The sequence below is a fragment of the Streptomyces camponoticapitis genome, from assembly GCF_014646115.1.
Taxonomy (GTDB): domain Bacteria; phylum Actinomycetota; class Actinomycetes; order Streptomycetales; family Streptomycetaceae; genus Streptomyces; species Streptomyces camponoticapitis.
Genome location: NZ_BMMV01000001.1, coordinates 190,552 through 207,912 on the forward strand (window position 1 = coordinate 190,552; position 17,361 = coordinate 207,912).

Annotated in this window: 12 protein-coding genes and 1 pseudogene; 2 read left to right on the top strand and 11 right to left on the bottom strand. The window is 69.5% G+C overall.

Annotated features, from left to right (window positions below):
* Positions 1-52 precede the first annotated feature (52 nt).
* Both IEY79_RS00845 and IEY79_RS00850 read right to left on the bottom strand, forming a co-directional pair.
* Positions 53-265, bottom strand: coding sequence for an acyl-CoA carboxylase subunit epsilon (locus IEY79_RS00845; RefSeq protein ID WP_189105265.1), 213 nt, complete (start codon positions 263-265; stop codon positions 53-55).
* An 80-nt stretch (positions 266-345) separates the two neighbouring features.
* A complete protein-coding gene (locus tag IEY79_RS00850) occupies positions 346-1,929 on the bottom strand; it encodes an acyl-CoA carboxylase subunit beta (RefSeq protein WP_189105266.1) in 1,584 nt (527 codons plus the stop codon).
* Positions 1,930-2,295: 366 nt separating this feature from the next.
* Between IEY79_RS00850 and IEY79_RS00855 the strand changes: the two genes are divergently transcribed.
* Complete coding sequence (locus tag IEY79_RS00855) at positions 2,296-3,522, top strand: glycoside hydrolase family 64 protein (RefSeq protein ID WP_229700548.1); 1,227 nt, start codon at positions 2,296-2,298, stop codon at positions 3,520-3,522.
* 192 nt (positions 3,523-3,714) lie between these two features.
* Positions 3,715-4,326 (top strand): YceI family protein, encoded by a 612-nt coding sequence (locus IEY79_RS00860; RefSeq protein ID WP_189105267.1) that lies wholly within the window; start codon positions 3,715-3,717, stop codon positions 4,324-4,326.
* Between the two features lie 42 nt (positions 4,327-4,368).
* Here IEY79_RS00860 and IEY79_RS00865 read toward each other — a convergent pair whose 3' ends face one another.
* The 9 genes and pseudogenes from IEY79_RS00865 to IEY79_RS00905 all read right to left on the bottom strand — a co-directional run.
* Positions 4,369-5,718, bottom strand: coding sequence for a hypothetical protein (locus tag IEY79_RS00865; protein WP_189105268.1), 1,350 nt, complete (start codon positions 5,716-5,718; stop codon positions 4,369-4,371).
* 222 nt (positions 5,719-5,940) lie between these two features.
* Complete coding sequence (locus tag IEY79_RS00870) at positions 5,941-7,818, bottom strand: discoidin domain-containing protein (protein WP_189105269.1); 1,878 nt, start codon at positions 7,816-7,818, stop codon at positions 5,941-5,943.
* A 157-nt stretch (positions 7,819-7,975) separates the two neighbouring features.
* A complete protein-coding gene (locus IEY79_RS00875; RefSeq protein ID WP_189105270.1) occupies positions 7,976-9,385 on the bottom strand; it encodes a GH1 family beta-glucosidase in 1,410 nt (469 codons plus the stop codon).
* 105 nt (positions 9,386-9,490) lie between these two features.
* On the bottom strand, positions 9,491-10,606 hold the full coding sequence (locus IEY79_RS00880) for an ABC transporter ATP-binding protein (protein ID WP_189105271.1): 1,116 nt from the start codon (positions 10,604-10,606) through the stop codon (positions 9,491-9,493).
* The gene (locus IEY79_RS00885) at positions 10,603-11,748 is read right to left on the bottom strand and encodes an ABC transporter permease (RefSeq protein WP_229700549.1); all 1,146 of its coding nucleotides are present in this window, start codon (positions 11,746-11,748) and stop codon (positions 10,603-10,605) included. Before IEY79_RS00885 ends, IEY79_RS00880 begins: the two co-directional genes overlap by 4 nt.
* Positions 11,749-11,751: 3 nt before the next feature.
* Positions 11,752-12,732 (bottom strand): ABC transporter permease, encoded by a 981-nt coding sequence (locus IEY79_RS00890; RefSeq protein WP_189105272.1) that lies wholly within the window; start codon positions 12,730-12,732, stop codon positions 11,752-11,754.
* Positions 12,729-13,817, bottom strand: coding sequence for an ABC transporter ATP-binding protein (locus IEY79_RS00895; RefSeq protein WP_229700574.1), 1,089 nt, complete (start codon positions 13,815-13,817; stop codon positions 12,729-12,731). Before IEY79_RS00895 ends, IEY79_RS00890 begins: the two co-directional genes overlap by 4 nt.
* 174 nt (positions 13,818-13,991) lie before the next feature.
* Positions 13,992-15,662, bottom strand: coding sequence for an ABC transporter substrate-binding protein (locus IEY79_RS00900; protein ID WP_189105274.1), 1,671 nt, complete (start codon positions 15,660-15,662; stop codon positions 13,992-13,994).
* A 456-nt stretch (positions 15,663-16,118) separates the two neighbouring features.
* Positions 16,119-17,093 (bottom strand): annotated as a pseudogene (locus IEY79_RS00905) (LacI family DNA-binding transcriptional regulator); the annotation flags it as partial.
* Between the last annotated feature and the right edge of the window lie 268 nt (positions 17,094-17,361).

Below are 17,361 nucleotides of genomic sequence, written 5' to 3' on the forward strand. Positions count from 1 at the left end.
GTGGTCCGTGCGGGGCTCTCGCGGCGTTGTACGGGCGCTGGAGGGCTTGGGATCAGCCCTGCCAGCTGTGCGGCGCCCGGAAGCCCGGCGTGCGCTCCAGACGGCGCCAGCCGGCCGTGGAGCGGCCGCGGCGGCCCGGGGCGGCGCCCGCGTCGGCGCGGCTCGCGGCGCGCGCCATCAGGACGGCGGTGATCGCGGCGAGCTCCTCGGGGCCGGCCTGGCCCCTCTCGACGCGGAGCAGGGAGTTGTCGGCGGAATCGTTCATCGGGCTCGTGTCTCCAGGTTCTTCGGCAGCTGGGCCTTGGCGGGCGGGCGGCGACGTGGGCGCCTCCGTCGGGCGAGGGCTCACTGCGGGGGGTTGCCGTGCTTGCGGGACGGCAGGTCGGCGTGCTTCGTACGGAGCATCGCGAGGGCCGAGACGAGGACCTCGCGCGTCTCGGCCGGGTCGATGACGTCGTCGACCAGACCGCGCTCCGCGGCGTAGTAGGGGTGCATCAGCTCGGCCTTGTACTCCTTCACCATGCGTACGCGCATGGCCTCGGGGTCCTCGGCCTCGGCGATCTGCTTGCGGAAGATGACGTTGGCCGCGCCTTCCGCGCCCATCACCGCGATCTCGTTGGTCGGCCAGGCGAAGGTGAGGTCGGCGCCGATGGACTGCGAATCCATGACGATGTAAGCACCGCCGTACGCCTTGCGCAGGATGAGCGAGATCCGCGGGACGGTGGCGTTGCAGTACGCGTAGAGCAGCTTCGCCCCGTGGCGGATGATGCCGCCGTGCTCCTGGTCGACGCCGGGCAGGAAGCCGGGTACGTCCAGCAGGGTAACGATCGGGATGTTGAAGGCGTCGCACATCTGCACGAAGCGCGCGGCCTTCTCGGACGCCTCGATGTCCAGGACGCCCGCGAGGGACTGCGGCTGGTTGGCGACGATGCCGACGACCTGGCCGTTCATCCGGGCCAGCGCGCAGATGATGTTGGTGGCCCAGCGCTCGTGGATCTCCAGGAAGTCGCCGTCGTCGACGAGCTCCTCGATGACCTTGCGCATGTCGTACGGGCGGTTGCCGTCGGCCGGGACCAGGTCGAGCAGCACCTCGGAGCGGCGGTCGGCCGGGTCCTCGGACTCGGTGACCGGCGGGTTCTCGCGGTTGTTGGACGGGAGCATCGCCAGCAGGTAGCGGACCTCGGCGATGCACGTCTCCTCGTCGTCGTACGCGAAGTGCGCGACGCCCGAGGTCTCGGCGTGCACGTCCGCGCCGCCGAGCCCGTTCTGGGTGATCTCCTCGCCCGTGACCGCCTTGACGACGTCGGGTCCGGTGATGAACATCTGCGACGTCTCGCGGACCATGAAGACGAAGTCCGTGAGCGCGGGGCTGTAGGCGGCGCCGCCGGCGCACGGGCCGAGCATCACGCTGATCTGCGGGATGACACCCGACGCCTTGGTGTTGCGCTGGAAGATGCCGCCGTAGCCGGCGAGCGCGGAGACGCCCTCCTGGATACGGGCGCCGGCGCCGTCGTTCAGTGAGACCAGCGGGGCACCGGCCGAGATGGCCATGTCCATGATCTTGTGAATCTTGGTGGCGTGGGCCTCGCCCAGGGCGCCGCCGAAGATACGGAAGTCGTGCGCGTACACGAAGACCGTGCGGCCCTCGACGGTCCCCCAGCCGGTGATCACCCCGTCCGTGTACGGCTTCTTGGCCTCCAGGCCGAAGCCGGTGGCCCGGTGCCGGCGCAGCTGCTCGACCTCCCGGAACGAGCCCTCGTCGAGCAGCAGTGCGATCCGCTCACGAGCGGTCAGCTTGCCCTTGGCGTGCTGTGCCTCGGTCGCGCGGTCGCTCGGCCCGTTCAGCGCCTGCCCCCGCAGCGAGTGCAATTCGGCCACGCGCCCACGGGCGTCGACTGGCTCACTCGGCGTCTGGTCCACAACGGTCATGTGCTGACCCTACGAACAACGGAGCAGAAAAGCCGCCGTCGACTCCACACAGTCTCCTGCCCGGATTCCTGGTGGGGCTGGACAGAACCGGGGTGGGAGGGGGCCGAGTCGACAGCCCGGGGCACCTAGCACTTGTGAGTTTCCTCCAGATGTCAGCCGGAAGTCGGCCGACGGCCGACCGGGGGTCACATGTCGGTCACCGTACGCCGGGCGTCAGGTTGTGAAGACTCCCAGACGATTGAGAGCGCTCTCAGTCGTATCTCTTGACGCGTCCCGGACACGTGGCAAGAGTGGGGCGCAGACGCACGGCGCGCCCCCCACGTACCGCGCCGGACCGCGTTCCCCCCACGTCTCAGGAGAACATCCGTGATATCCCGCAGACTGTTTCTGACCGGCACGGCCGCAGCGGCCACGGCGCTCACCTACCCCGTCTGGGGAAGCGCTCTCAGCCCCCGCGCGTCGGCCGCCGCCGACACCTGTGAACTCGCCCTGGTGAACAAGTCGTTGCCCGGTTCGGTCAACGCGTACGTCACCGGTCACGAGCAGGGCACCGACCGCTGGGTGCTGCTCCGCGCGGACGGCAGCGTGTACAAGCCGGAGTCGCCCGCCGAGGCCAACACCCCGCTGCCGGTCGACTGCGCCATCCCGCTGGGCCCCGCGGGCGGCGCCGCCGTCACGCTGACGCTGCCCCAGATGTTCGGCGCCCGGGTCTACTTCGTACGCGACGACACGCTGGACTTCTTTCTGAACCCGGGCCCCTCCCTGGTCGAGCCGGCGTTCGCGAGCGAGAACGACCCCAACTACGGCCGCACATGGTCGTTCGCCGAATTCACCTTCAACCCTCAGCAGTTGTACTCCAACATCAGCTACGTCGACCTGGTCACCGCGCTGCCCATCGGGATCACCCTGGAGGGCGACGCCACGCACGAGGTCGCCCCGCTGCCCGAGGGCGCCCTCCAGAAGATCGCCGACGGCCTGACCGCGCAGGCGGCCGCCGACGGGCAGCCGTGGGACAAGCTGATCACGCGCGGCGCCGACGGCCAGGTCCTGCGGGTGATCGCGCCGCAGAACGCGATGGCGCCGTACTTCGACAGGCCGGAGGAGATGCCCTTCAGGGACGTCTTCGACGGCTACATCGACCAGGTGTGGCAGAAGTACGCCGCGGAGGACCTCAAGATCGACCTCCAGGGCGGCCGCGGCGTGCTGGCCGGCCGGGTCAGCGGCGACACGCTCACCTTCGCCAGCGGCCACACCTTCGCCAAGCCGTCGTCGAAGGACATCTTCACCTGCAACCACGGCCCCTTCACCAACAACCCGGGCGACTCGGACGACAAGAAGGGCCTCCTCGCGCGGCTGGCGGCCGGATTCAACCGCTCGACCCTGCTCACCCATCCGGACCAGCCGAACGGGGCCACGGTGGCGGACTACTACAAGGACCCGTCCACCAACCACTGGGCGCGGGTGCTGCACGCCAACACTCCGATCGGGTACGCGTTCCCGTACGACGACGTCCGGCCGGACGGTGAGCCCGACGTCTCCGGCGCGGCGCACGACGGAAACCCGGTGCGCTTCACGGTGTCGGTCGGTTCCTGAGGTCACCGACGGCGCGTGACGGTGCCCCGCCGCCCCTCCGTAAGAGGAGGGGCGGCGGGGCACCGTCATGTGCGGTCGGTCCGTGTCGGCCGATCGAGGGACGCCACAGAAGATGTTGAAATTTGAACGAGATGGGTCTATGATTCCGGTCAGTACTTGAACGCTAAACAAACACCCCCCGGGAGAAACCCCATGTCTCTGTTCAACCGCAAGTCCGAGACCGACGTAGCCACCGCCCCGGTCAACCCCGACCTGGCCCACCTCACGGGTGACTACACGATCGACCCCTCGCACAGCAGCATCGGCTTCACCGTGCGTCACGCGATGGTCACCAACGTCCGCGGCACCTTCAGCAAGCACGAGGGCACGCTGAGCCTGGACGGCTCGAAGCCGGAGAACTCCTCCGCGTCGATCGACGTCGAGATCGAGAGCATCGACACCGGTGCGCCCGACCGTGACGGCCACCTGCGCAGCGCGGACTTCTTCGACGCCGAGACCTTCCCCAAGATGACCTTCCGCTCGACGGGTGCCGAGCAGCTGGGCGGCGACGACTACCGCATCATCGGTGAGCTCACCATCAAGGACGTCACCAAGCCCCTCGCCATCGACCTCGAGTTCCACGGCAAGGCCACCGACCCGTACGGCAACGAGCGCGTCGGCTTCGAGGGCAGCGCCACGATCTCCCGCTCGGACTGGGGCCTGACCTGGAACGCGGCGCTGGAGTCCGGCGGCGTGGTCGTCAGCGACAAGGTCAAGCTGGTCTTCGACATCTCCGCGATCAAGAACCAGCCGCAGGCCGCCTGACCCGCACCGGAGCGCGGGCGGCGGAGCCGCCCGGGGGCACCGTCAGAATCCTCCGCCCCCGTCGAATCCGCCGCCGCCTCCGAAGTCCCCTCCCCCGCCGAAACCGCCTCCGTCGAACCCGCCGCCCGAGCCGAAGTCACCGCCCGAGCTGCCGTCATAGCCGGTGTAGTCGCCGCCTCCGTAGTCCGCTGCGTAGGCGGGGGTGGCCAGGATCGAGCCGAGCATGGTGCCCACCAGCAGGCCGGGGAGCAGGCCGCCGCCGAAGTAGCCGCCGGCCCAGGGGCCGTACGCGGGCCCCGCGTCGTAGTACGGGCGCGGGCCCTGCTCGGTGTGCACCATCCGGGTCATCGGGTCGTCGCCGTGCTCCAGGCGCTCCGCGTCGGCCGCGCAGACAGGAATCGGACGGACGGCCCCGCCGGGCGGCGGTGACCAGTCCATGTCCTTCACCGAGGGGCCGTGCCGGGGGTCGAAGAAGCAAGGGGAACGGCGTTCCGGAAGAGGTTTGCCCTCCCGCCGCGCGGCGAGCGAGGCGAGCGAGAAACGGCCGTCCGCCAGGGCCTCGGTCACCGGGCGCACATCCTCCGGGCGCTTGGCGGAGTCCATGAGGGACTTCGCCTTCTCGTACGCGTCCAGCCCCTGCTCGTAGTCCGTGCGCATCGCGTCGTCGGCGCCCTTCTCGCCGGGATGGAAGTCGAGACGGTCGAGTTCCTCGCCGAAGGCGGTGATGTCCTCGTCCACGACGACGCGGAGCTTCTCGAGGGCTTCCTTGACCCGCGCCTCCTCACGGAGGCGGTTGCGGCGCAGCACCGCGTACACACCGGCGCCGCCCAGTACGACGATGCCGCCGAGCGTGATCACCCCCGCGGTGGCGAAGGAGCCGTCGTCCGATGACGTGTTCCAGCCGGCCGGGGCCTGGCCGCGCGACTGGGCGAGGGCCTGGTCCACGAAGTTGTTGAGCTCCGTCGAGGCCGACACGGAGCGCGAGCCCCGTGCGCCGTCGGTGATCGAACGGACGGCGTTCGGCGGCAGGACACGCGCGTCCGCGGCGGCGTCGAACCTGTCGCCGAGGCGTACGGCGTACACACCGGACAGACCGGTGTCCGCGCGGAGCCTGTTCAGGAGTGTGTTGTCAGGGTCGAAATCCGCGGATTGCGGCAGGACGGCCACGAAGACAGGCTTGTCGGCGTCCTTGATCTTCTTCGTCAGCGCGTCGGCGTCCGCCCCGGAGAGCTGGTCGGAAGCGCGCGGGTCGACATAGACCGGACCCTGCTTGAAGGCCTCGGCCACGACATCGGGGCCGGTGGCTGCCTGCGCGCCCGGCGCCGCGACGACGGCGACGCCCGTGAAGGCGAGCAGCAACCCGGACAGAGTGGTGAAGAGCCTCGTCCTCATGCATTCGACGGTACCGGAGGGCGGAAGATCCGGTGCGGGTGAAATATGACGGAACAAGAACGTCGTAGCACGACAAGGACGGCGGGGCACGGCGAGACCCGCGGGGCACGACGAGTGACGCACCCGGGCGGGGAGGCCCGGGTGCGTCACTCATGGGGGTACGGGGGTCCTGGGAGGGCGCGGCGTCCCCGCACCCTCCCGGGCTTCCGTGCGGGCACTCGCCTACTTCTGCTCGACCCGCACCCAGTCGATCTCCGCCTTCACACCGCCCTGCGCGACCTTGTCGACGCTGGACTGGGGCAGGCCCCAGTAGGGCGTGGTGACCTGGTTGTGCCCGGCGGGGTAGGCGCCGCCCAGCGCCAGGTTGAGGATCACGTACTGGTTGTGGTCGAAGACCCACTCCCCGCGGGTCGACTCCAGCTTCTGCCGCGACGTCGTCTGCACCACCCGGTCGTCGACGCTGAAGATCATCCCCTCCGGCGTCCACTCGACGGCGTAGGTGTGCCACTGGTCGACCCTGCCGCCGTTCGGGAACGTCTGCGACTTGCCGATGTTGCCGGCGGCCGAGTAGCCGGGTCCGTGCAGCGCGGTGCTCGTCCAGTCCGCGTAGCCGATGTTCTCCATGATGTCCGTCTCGCCCGAGCCCGGCCAGGACACGGACGGGTCGTCGACGTCGCTGCCCAGCAGCCAGAACGCCGGCCAGAAGCCGTCGCCGACGGGGAGCCTCATACGCGCGCTGACCTTGCCGTACGTGAAGTCGAACTTGGTGTTGGTGTCGACGCGGCCGGAGGTGAAGTCGTACGTGCCGCCGCCCGGCACCGTGGTGCAGCCCTTGCAGTACTTGGACTCCAGGACGAGCGCCCCGTTCTGGGTCTTGATGTTGTCCGGCGAATCCACGTACGCCTGCGACTCGCCGTTGACGGAGCCCATCTCCTGGCCGGTGCGCACCACGCGCCACTTGTTGCGGTCGAGGCCGGAGCCGGTGAAGTCGTCGAAGAAGGTCTGGCGGTAGGCGCCGCCCGGGTTCTGCGGCAGTGCGGGGTACGCCGCCGCGGCGCTGCCGCCGGTGCCCCAGACCTGGAATTCGTAGAGCGAGTAACCGAACTGCGCCGTCGACGGGGCCGGGTTGTAGAAGGAGCGGCGCTCCTTGCCCAGCATCCGCACGTAGCGGCCGGTCGCCGGGGTCGGCAGATTGATCGTGTCGTGCCGGCCGACCGCGTCACCGGGCGACTTGATGTCGGCCCGGCGTTCGGCGATCTGCGCCGCCGAAGGCTGGTACACGGTGCGCCAGTTGCGGTTGTCGTCGGAGACCTGGAGGTCGAAGTTGACCGCGTAGGCCGCCTCCCAGTACAGGTCCACGGAGTTGATCGTGGAGCGGGCGCCGAGGTCCACGCCGACCCAGCGGTTCTGGTTCCAGTCGCTGGACCAGCGGGACTGGTCGGCCTTGAGGTCGGCGGGCCAGCCGCCGTCGGTGACGAAGGCCGGTGAGTTGCCCGCGTGCTGGTAGAGGTCGCCGTACGCGGGGTGGTTCAGCGCCAGGTTGCTGCGCGTCGTGGAGGCGGGGGCCGGTTCGCCGCCGAAGACCTGGAAGGAGAAGAGGGAGTAGCCCCAGGCGGTGCCGCGCTCGATGCCGCGCATCCGGACGTAGCGTCCGGTGGCCTCCTGCGGGTACGTGTGCGCGGTGACGGTGCCGCCGGTGCCCTCGTTCTCGGTGTAGAAGTCGGTCCAGTCGGTGCCGTTCCGGGAGATCTCCAGCACGTACTGCTTCCCGTAGGCGGCCTCCCATTCGAGCTTGACCTGGCTGACGCGGATGACGCTGCCGAGATCGATCTGGATCCAGGCGTTGTCGGCGAAGTCGCTGGCCCACCGGGTGGTGGGGTTGTTGTCGAAGGCGGCGGCGGCGGGGGTGCCGGCGTTCTCGGCGCCGGAGGTGGTGACGGCCGCCGGTCTGGCCGCGGCGGCTTCCGCCGCGCGGTCGGTGTTCCACGCCGCGGCGGCCTTGACGGCGGGCGGCTGCGGCGGTGCGGCGACGGCGAGCGGCGCCGCCAGCGCGAGCAGGGCGAGGGTGGTCGTCGCGAGTAAGGACGTACGTGGGGGCATCGTTGACTCCGTTGGCGATACGGGTGAGTGGAGCGATGTCCGTACGGGGGTGTTACCGCGAATGGTGCTGCGTGCGGGCCTGCGGGCGGACGGCCCCGCCGCCGCCCTCGGCGATCTGGTGGCCGGGGCGGGAGCGGGAGCCGGGGTCCGGTGGGACCTATCGCGCCTCGCGGGTGAGGCCGATCGTGTCGCGGTACCACTTGGCGCTGTCCTTGAGGGTCCTGACCTGGGTGTCGTAGTCGACGCGGACAATGCCGAAGCGCTTGTCGTAGCCGTACGCCCACTCGAAGTTGTCCATCAGCGACCAGGCGAAATAGCCGCGTACGTCGGCGCCCTGTGCGCGCGCCTCGGCGACGGCCGCGAGGTGGTCCGCGAGGTACGCGGTCCGGTCGGTGTCCGGGACGGAGCCGTCCTCGGCGACGGTGTCGTCGAAGGCCGCTCCGTTCTCGGTGATCACGGTGGGAATCGCGTAGTCCTCCTGGAGGCGCAGGAGGAGGTCGGTGAGTTCGGTCGGCGTGATCTCCCAGTCCATGGCGGTACGGGGCAGGTCACGGGGCACGGCGCGGGTGACGGGCAGCCCGTCGTCGTCCAGCGGGGAGCCGCTCTCGGTGACACCGGAGAAGAGGGCTCCCCGGTAGAAGTTGACGCCGAGGACGTCCAGCGGATTGGCGATGATCTCCAGGTCGCCGTCCTGGACGGGCAGTTCGGCACCGTGCAGCGCCAGGTCGGCGACGACGTCCTCGGGGTAGCGGCCGTGCACGAGCGGGTCGAGGTAGAGCCGCCGGCCCTGGCCGTCGGCGCGGCGGCAGGCCTCGCGGTCCGCCTCGCTGTCGGTCTCGGGCGTGGCCGTACCGAGGTTGAGGGTGATGCCGAGTTCGAGCGGGTTGTCGCCCGCGGCGTCGCGGATGCGCCGGGAGGCGAGTCCGTGGCCGAGCAGGAGGTGGTGCACGGCGCGGATCGAGTCGCCGAAGTCCTTGCGGCCGGGGGCGTGGACGCCCACGTCGTAACCGAGGACCGCCGAGCACCAGGGCTCGTTCAGCGTGGTCCAGTGCTCGACGCTGTCGCCGAGCGCCTCGTACGCGAGCGCCGCGTAGTCGGCGAAGCGGTACGCCGTGTCGCGGGCCGGCCAGCCGCCCGCGTCCTCCAACTCCTGTGGCAGGTCCCAGTGGTAGAGCGTGATCCACGGGGTGATGTTCTTCCCGTGCAGCTCGTCGACGAGGCGCTTGTAGAAGTCCAGGCCCTTCGCGTTGGCCGGGCCGCGCCCGCCGGGCTGGATGCGCGGCCAGGCGAGCGAGAAGCGGTACGTGTCGACCCCGAGGCCCGCGATCAGCTCCACGTCCTGCGGCATACGGTGGTAGTGGTCGCAGGCCACGTCGCCGTGCTCCCCGCCCTCCACCGCACCCGGGACCCGGCAGAAGGTGTCCCAGATCGAGGGGGTCCTGCCGTCCTCGGCAGCCGCTCCCTCGATCTGGTAGGCGGAGGTGGCGACGCCCCAACGGAAGTCGGCGGGCAGTCCCTTGAGCGCCGTGGCGGGGCGGGTGAGGTCCTGGATGGGGGTGGCGTTCATGGGTCTCCTGGTTCATGGGTGAGCGCACGGCGCGGGCGAGGGCGCGGGCGCGTGGAGCACGAGGCGTGGTGTGGCGTGTGGTACGGGGGGGGGACGTCCGTGGTCTCAGCCCGAGCGGGCCGCCGAGGTGTCCCCCGCCGATTCCCTGGCTCCGGCCCCGGGATCGGCCTCCGGCCCCGCACCCGACACGGAGACCGGGGCGGGATCGGCGGCGTCACCGGGGGCGGAGTGGTGCAGCCAGCAGGCGACGGTGCGTTCGGGCGCGTCGTCCGGCGCGGTCAGCACCGGTACATGCCCGGCGCACGGGTCGAACGCCTTGCCGCAGCGCGGATGGAAGGCGCAGCCCGTCGGCATCGCCGTCAGGTGCGGCGGCGAACCGGGGATGCCGGTCAGCTCCCTGCGGGGCCCGTGCAGGGCGGGGAAGGAGTGCAGCAGCCCGTCGCTGTAGGGGTGGCGCGGGTCGCGGTAGATCTCGGCTGCGCCCGCCTCCTCGACGATCCGGCCGCCGTACATGATCGCGATCCGGTCCGAGAACTCGATCAGCAGCGAGATGTCATGGGTGATGAAGACGACCGAGAAGCCCAGCTCCTCGCGGAGCGCGACGAGCTTGCGCAGGATCTGACGCTGCATCACCACGTCGAGCGCGGTGGTCGGTTCGTCCATGATGACGATCTCGGGCTCCAGCGCGAGCGCCATCGCGATCATCACGCGCTGGCGCATGCCGCCGGAGAGCTGGTGCGGGAACGCGCCGAGACGGTCGCGGGAGATCCCGACCAGGTTCAGCAGCTCCTCGGCGCGGCCGGTGCGCTCGGCCTGTCTCATCTCCGGACGGTGCGCCTTGAGCACGTCGGTGAGCTGACTGTGCACCGTGTGCACGGGGTTGAGGGAGTTCATCGCGCCCTGGAAGACGATCGACAGCTCCTGCCAGCGGAAGGCGCGCAGCTCCTGCGGCGTGAGCGTCAGCAGGTCCACGGGGGCCGCGTCGCCCTGCGGCGGGTGGTAGTGGACGTCGCCGCCGGTGATCACGCCGGGCGGCGAGAGCAGCCGGGTCACGGCGTAGGCGAGCGTGGACTTCCCGGAGCCCGACTCGCCGGCGAGGCCGAGGACCTCGCCGCGGTGCAGGGTCAGGTCGATGTCGCGCAGCGCGTGGACCGCGCCGGGGCCGGTGCCGTAATCGACATTGAGGCCGCGGATGGTGAGGACGGGGCGACCGGTCGTCATGAGCGGGGCTCCTTGTCGGGCGTACGGTCGGGCGTGCCGTCGGGTGCCTGTTCCGGGCTCCGCCCCGGGCTCCGTTCCGGTGGGGCCGCCTTGGCGGGGCCGCTGCCGTTCGCACCGCTCTTCACGCCGGCGCCGGGCCCCTTCGTCAGGGCGACCGGCGCCGTCGTGCCGCCGGACCCGTTCGTACGGTCCGTACGCGCCACCGGCGTGAAGCCGACGCGCATCCGGATCTTCCGCGACGAGCCGGTCTCGGTGCGCAGCCGCGGGTTCACGAACTCGTCGATGCCGAAGTTGATCAGCGCGAGCGAGGTGCCGAGCAGGGCGATGCAGAGCCCGGCGGGTACGAACCACCACCACGCGCCCTGCGCGAGCGCCTGGTTGGACTGCGCCCAGAACAGGACGGTGCCCCAGTTCCAGTTGGAGATGTCGGCGACGCCGATGAAGGCGAGGGTGATCTCCAGCAGGACGGCGAAGATGACGGTGCCGACGAAGCCGGAGGCGATCACGGCGGTGAGGTTCGGCATGATCTCGAAGCCGATGATCCGCCACGTCGGCTCACCGGTGGCTCTCGCCGCCTCGACGTAGTCGCGCCGTCGTAGCGACAGGGTCTGGGCGCGCAGCACACGCGCGCCCCACGCCCATGACGTGAAGGCGATCACGACGGCGATCAGCAGGTCGCCCGCGTCCGAGACGAAGCTGGCGATGATGATGATCAGCGGCAGCGCCGGGATGACGAGGAAGATGTTGGACAGCGCCGAGAGGATCTCGTCCAGGACGCCGCCGAGGAATCCGGAGGTGACGCCGACCAGCACGGAGAGCACCGTCGCGAAGAATCCGGCGACGAAGCCCACCAGGAGGACACCCCGGGTGCCGACGAGGATCTGCGACAGCACGTCCTGACCGGTCTGCGTGGTGCCGAACCAGTGGTCGCCCGACGGCGGCTGGAGCAGCTTGTCGCTCATCATGTCGGGGTCGTACGGCGCGATCCACGGCCCGATGACGGCGAGCAGCGTGAAGAACCCCAGGATGGAGAGCCCGGTGAGGGTCTTGCCACCGCGCAGGAAGCGCAGCCTGGCTCGCTTGGAGGGGGTGGGCGCCGGAGCCGCGTCGAGTACGGCGACCTCTGTTGCGGGGATGGACATGGCTCAGGCCTCCTTCCGGGTGCGCGGGTCGAGGAAGAGATAGACCATGTCCGCGAGGAGATTCGCCGCGAGCACGGAGAGCGTGATGATCAGGAAGACGCCCTGCATCAGCGGATAGTCCTTGGCGCCGACCGCCTGGAAGAGCTGATAGCCGATGCCCGGATAGGAGAAGACCATCTCCACCAGCAGCGTGCCGCCGACGATGAAACCCAGCGAGAGCGCGAAGCCGGAGATGTTGGGGAGGATCGCGTTGCGCGCGGCGTACGAGAACATCACGCGGCGCTCGGAGAGCCCCTTGGCCTGCGCGACCATGACGTAGTCCTCGGAGGAGACGGTCACCATCATGTTGCGCATGCCGAGGATCCAGCCGGCGATGGCGCTGAGGATGATCGTGATGCCGGGCAGGAATCCGTGGTAGAGCGCGCTGGAGATGAACGGCACGTCGAACGCGGGCACCAGCGAGCTGTCGTAGCCGCCGGCCGCCGGGAAGATCGGCCACTTCACGGCGAACAGGGCGATGGCGATGAGCCCGAGCCAGAAGTACGGGATCGAGGAGATGAACGTCGTGACGGGCAGCAGGCTGTCCATCCACGAGCCGCGCCGCCAGCCGCTGTAGACCCCGATACCGGTGCCGAGCAGGAAGCTGATCAGGGTGGTGAGGCCGACCAGCACCAGCGTCCAGGGCAGCGACTGCGAGATGACCTCGCTGACGGGTGTCGGGAAGAAGGTGAAGGAGAGCCCGAGGTCGCCCTGGAAGAGCTGGCCCCAGTAGTCGGTGTACTGCTGCCAGAGCGAGCGTTCCTTGTCGAGGCCGAAGAGGGCCTTGAGAGAGGCGATCGCACTGGTGTCGAGCTGGCCCTGGAACCGGGCGATCAGGGCCTGGACCGGGTCGCCGGGCATCAGCCGCGGGATCAGGAAGTTGATGGTGATCGCCGCCCACGCCGTGACGACGTAGAAGAGGATCCGCTGGAGGACGAACTTCACTTCGCCGCCACCTCCGTCGTGCTCGCGGTGGGACCTGAGCCGGTGGGCCCCGTGCCGGTGCCCGTGACGTCGCCGCTCACGGGGGCGCCGGGGACGGCCGTGGTGACGGGGCGGTCCTCGTACAGCCAGCACGCCGCCCACTGGCCGTCGTCGAGTTCGAAGCGCGGCGGCAGTTCGGTGCGGCAGCGCTCCATCGCCTTGGGACAGCGGGGGTGGAAGCGGCAGCCCCCTGGCGGGGAGATGAGTGAAGGGGGCTCGCCGCTTCCGGTCTCTTCCTGGGCCTCCTCGTCCGCGAGGCGGTCGGGGTCGGGGGCCGAGGCGATCAGCAACTGGGTGTAGGGGTGCGCGGGTTGCTGGGTGACGGTCTCGCTGTCGCCGCCCTCCACGATCCGCCCCGCGTACATCACCAGGGTCGTGTCCGCGAAGTACCGCGCGGACGCGATGTCGTGCGTGATGTAGAGGATCGCCAGGTGCAGGCGCTCCTTGAGGTCACGCAGCAGGTTGAGTACGCCGAGCCGGATGGAGACGTCGAGCATCGAGACGGGCTCGTCCGCGAGGAGCACCTTGGGGTCGGCGCCCAGCGCCCGCGCGATGGCGACGCGCTGGCGCTGGCCGCCGGACAGCTCGTGCGGGAACTTGTCCAAGTACTGAAGAGGTGGCAGGAGTTGGACGCGTTCCAGCAGTTCGCACGCCTCCGCCTCGGTGGCCTGCTTGCCGTGGATCTTCAGCGAGCGGGTGAGGTGGTAGCGCACCGTGTGTACGGGATTGAGCGAGGCGAACGGGTCCTGGAAGATCAGCTGGACCTGTTTCACGTACGCCCGGAAGGACCGGCCGCGACCAGCCTTGACCGGGGTCCCGCCGAGCCGTATCTCGCCCTCGGTGAGCGGATACAGCTGCGACAGCAGCCGGGCCACCGTCGACTTGCCCGACCCCGACTCGCCGACCAGCGCCGTGACGCTGCCGCGCCGCAGGCGCAGCGAGACGTCGTCGACGGCGTGGACGGTGCGGCGCCGGCGGCTGACGAGATCGCCGACGGTCCGTCTGACGGGGAAGTGCTTGGTGACGCCGCGCGCTTCGAGCACGATGTCGCTGTCGCTGTCGTGAGCGGAGCCGCCGCCGGGGGCGGTGCCGCTGTCGGGAGCGGCGTCACCGCCGGGGACGGCCGCGGCGTCGGGGACGCCGGGGCCGGCCTGGTTCGTACCGGCGGTGGAGCCGTTCTCGGCGGGGTCTCGGTCGTGGTTGGTCATCGGCCGGCCTCGTTACTTCGCGGGCTTGAGGTGCAGTACGACGTCCAGCGCGTTGGGCTGGGTCGGCTGCGGCGGGGCGTACGGGTCGGCCTCGGTGGGCCACCCCACCCAGTTCTTCGTGGAGTACTCGGCTCCGATGGGCGCCGCCGCCGTCGGGATCATCGGGACCTCGTCGACCATGATCTTCTGGATCGTGTTGAGGGCCGTGGTGCGCGCGGAGTCCTCCGTGGCGTTCGCGTACTCCTTCAGCGCCTTGGTCGCCTCAGGGCTGTCGAACCGGCCGAAGTTGCCGAGCGGCGCGTTCTTGCCGATGGGCTGGAGCAGCGCGCCGTCCATGATGTTCTGGTACATGTCGTACGGCGTGGCACCGGAGTTGGTCCAGTGCAGCGTGGCGTCGAAGTTGCCGTTGCCGATGTCGGCGGTCCACGCCTCGGCGGTCTGCGTCTTGACCTTCGCCTCGATACCCAGGGGCTTGATGTTGTCCTTGATGATGGACAGGCCCGTGATGTAGTCGTTCCAGCCGGCGGGGTCGGTGAAGGTCAGCTTCACGGCCTTGCCGTCCGGGTCCTTCAGGGTGCTGCCGTCGAGCGTGTAACCGGCCTCGTCCAGGACCTTCTTCGCGCCGGCGAGATCGGGCTTGATCGTGACCCCCTTGTACTCGGGGGCGAGGAAGGACTCACCGGCGGGCAGCGGGATACCGGTCGGGTTGGTGATCTCCGGGTAGAGCGTCGCCTGCGCCTGGATGTGGATCGCCTTGCGGTCGATCACCATGGCCATCGCCTTGCGGAGCGCCGGGTCACCCAGCGGGCCCCGGGTGGTGTTGAACCACAGGCCGTGGATGCCGAGGCCGGAGGGGAACCAGAGCTTGTTGTTCTTGGGGTCCTTGGCGACGTACAGCTGCTTGTAGTTCGGCATGAACACGAACGACCACTCCGCCTTGCCGTTGGCGAGTGCGGTGGTCTGCGCGCTGTTGTCGTTGTACGAGGTGAAGCGGAGCTCCTTCACCTGCGTCTTGCCCTTCCAGTAGGAGGACGTGGTGTCGAGCGTGGTGGTCTGCGGCGTGAACGTCTTGAGCTTGTACGGCCCCGAGCCGACCGGCTCGCGGTTGGGCCACGTCGCCGGGTCCTTGACCTTCTCCCAGATGTGCTTCGGCACGACGAAGGTCGTGGTGATCTTGTTCTGGTTGACGTACTGCGAGTCCTTGAAGGTGAGGACGACCTTGCCGCCCTCGACGGCTATGCCGTCGTAGGGCACGCCGTTTCCGTTGAGCGCCGGGTACTTCTTGATCAGCTCGAACGTGTACGCCACGTCCTCGGCGGTCAGCTTCTTGCCGTCCGACCACTTCGCCCGCTCGTCGATCGTGAAGGTGACCTTGGTGAAGTTCGACTCCCACTTCCAGTCGCTCGCCAGCCAGGGCTTGCCCTTCTCGCTGGGGCGAACCTGGTTGTTCATCACCAGGGGCTCGTAGATCATGTAGCGGTAGCCCAGCGACGCGCCGGCGGAGGTGCCGAGGAACGGGTTGCTGTTGTTGGTCTGCGGGCCGTTCGGCATACCGACGGTGAGGACGCCGGAGGCGCCGCCTGATGACCGGTTGGCATCCGAGTTGGCCGAGGAACATCCGACGGCGAGCGCGGCCACGACGGTGGCGGCGGCAAGCGCCCGGAGCTTGCGGTGTGCGGACATGGCGACTCCAGAAAGGGAATGCGGCTCTGTGGGACGGCGGGCCCGTGGAACTGGGGGCCTGGGGACCGGGTGTGGTGCGTTACCTGGTGCTGTGTGCGGGTGTACCGGTGGTGCGGCTCTTGCTGGTGGTGCTCGTGGTGCTCGTGGTGCGGGTGGTGCCGTGGTGCCGGTGGTGCGGCTCTTGCCGTGGTGCCGGTGGTACCGGTGGTGCGGTTCTGCCGGTGGTGCGGCTTCGCGGATGGTGCGCGTGTACCGGATTCCGGGTGTGCGGGACCGACCGCGGTGCGGTCTTACGGCTGTACGACCTTGCGGCTGTGCTGTTCCGACCTGTACGGGTTGTGCGAGCGGAAACGCGGGTTACGCGGGTACGGAGTCGACCGGCGCGACCGCCGACGGGTTCGCGGCGGAACTCCGTGCCGTGGCGGCCGGCTTCCGCGCGGAATTCGACACGGCCAGCGGCGCCGACTGCCGTACGACCAACTCGGTTGGGAGAATGACCGGTTCGTCCGGCGCGGTCGTCCCTCCCAGATGCCCGAGCAGCATCAGCGCCGCCGTCTCCCCCATCCGCCGGGTGGGCTGGCGGACCGTCGTCAGGGGCGGTTCGGTGTGCTGGGCCATCGGGATGTCGTCGAACCCGACCACGGCGATGTCGTCCGGCACCGACCGCCCCGCCGCGCGCAGCGCCCTCAGCGCTCCCGCGGCGCTGATGTCGTTGTGCGCGAAGACTGAGTCGAACGGCGTCCCGGCGGTGAGGAGTTGTTCGACGGCCAGACGTCCCGACAGCTCCGTGAAGTCCCCCACCGCGACCAGGTCGGTCGGAAGGATCTCGCGGAAGCCGCCGAGCCGGTCGCGTACGCAGCCGAACTGCTCCGGCCCCGTGATGACCAGGGGTCTGCTGCGTCCGTCGGCGAGCAGATGGCGGGCGGCGGACGCACCTCCTTCGTGATTGGTGGTCACGACGGAGGGGAAGTCGTCGGGGTGACTGCCGCGATCGTCGATGAGCACGACCGGCAGACCCTTGTGGCTGAGGGCGATGATCTTGTCGAGCGTGTTCTCGGGCTCGACGACGAGCAGTCCGTCGAAGGCCCGCGCGGAGACCTGGGTGGTGAAGCGCTCGACCGAGTCCGCGCCGCGGTTGAAGGTAAAGAGCAGCAGGCCGTAGCCGGCGGCCTCCACCGTGTCGACGACGCCCTGCAGGACTTCGCCCATCCACGGCCACGTCAGCGAGGGCACCAGCATCCCGACCGTACGGCTGCTGCCACGGGCCAGTCCGACGGCGCCCGAGCTGGGCACGTATCCAAGAGATGCGATTACTTCACGGACTCGGGCGGCCGTTCCGCCGTCGACCTCACCCTTGGTGTTGATGACCCGGGACACGGTCGTCTTGCTGACACCGGCCGCGCGGGCGACGTCCGCAATGGTGACACGCATCGAAGAGCCCCGAATCGTTGGATGAAACCGGTTCCGGTACCGGTTCCGGAACCGGTTCCAATTCGAGCGGTGAGTTAACCGGTCCAGACCAACGTCGTCAAGACTTCACACCGAAATTACTCGGGAGGTAACTCCTGGGGACCTGGAGGGGGTTATGCGTTCAGGTTCTGAATGTTCAATCCCTTGACTGGAGTTCACATCGGAGTTCACGCTCGCCTCACGATCCATGGAAGACCCCCCACCCCTCTGCCAAGAAGGGCAGCTCCCC

Excerpts from the sequence above, each read along its gene's own strand:
- IEY79_RS00845 (WP_189105265.1), bottom strand. The coding sequence starts at position 265 with ATGAACGATTCCGCCGACAACTCCCTGCTCCGCGTCGAGAGGGGCCAG.
- IEY79_RS00850 (WP_189105266.1), bottom strand. The coding sequence starts at position 1,929 with ATGACCGTTGTGGACCAGACGCCGAGTGAGCCAGTCGACGCCCGTGGG.
- IEY79_RS00860 (WP_189105267.1), top strand. The coding sequence starts at position 3,715 with ATGTCTCTGTTCAACCGCAAGTCCGAGACCGACGTAGCCACCGCCCCG.
- IEY79_RS00865 (WP_189105268.1), bottom strand. The coding sequence starts at position 5,718 with ATGAGGACGAGGCTCTTCACCACTCTGTCCGGGTTGCTGCTCGCCTTC.
- IEY79_RS00870 (WP_189105269.1), bottom strand. The coding sequence starts at position 7,818 with ATGCCCCCACGTACGTCCTTACTCGCGACGACCACCCTCGCCCTGCTC.
- IEY79_RS00875 (WP_189105270.1), bottom strand. The coding sequence starts at position 9,385 with ATGAACGCCACCCCCATCCAGGACCTCACCCGCCCCGCCACGGCGCTC.
- IEY79_RS00880 (WP_189105271.1), bottom strand. The coding sequence starts at position 10,606 with ATGACGACCGGTCGCCCCGTCCTCACCATCCGCGGCCTCAATGTCGAT.
- IEY79_RS00885 (WP_229700549.1), bottom strand. The coding sequence starts at position 11,748 with ATGTCCATCCCCGCAACAGAGGTCGCCGTACTCGACGCGGCTCCGGCG.
- IEY79_RS00900 (WP_189105274.1), bottom strand. The coding sequence starts at position 15,662 with ATGTCCGCACACCGCAAGCTCCGGGCGCTTGCCGCCGCCACCGTCGTG.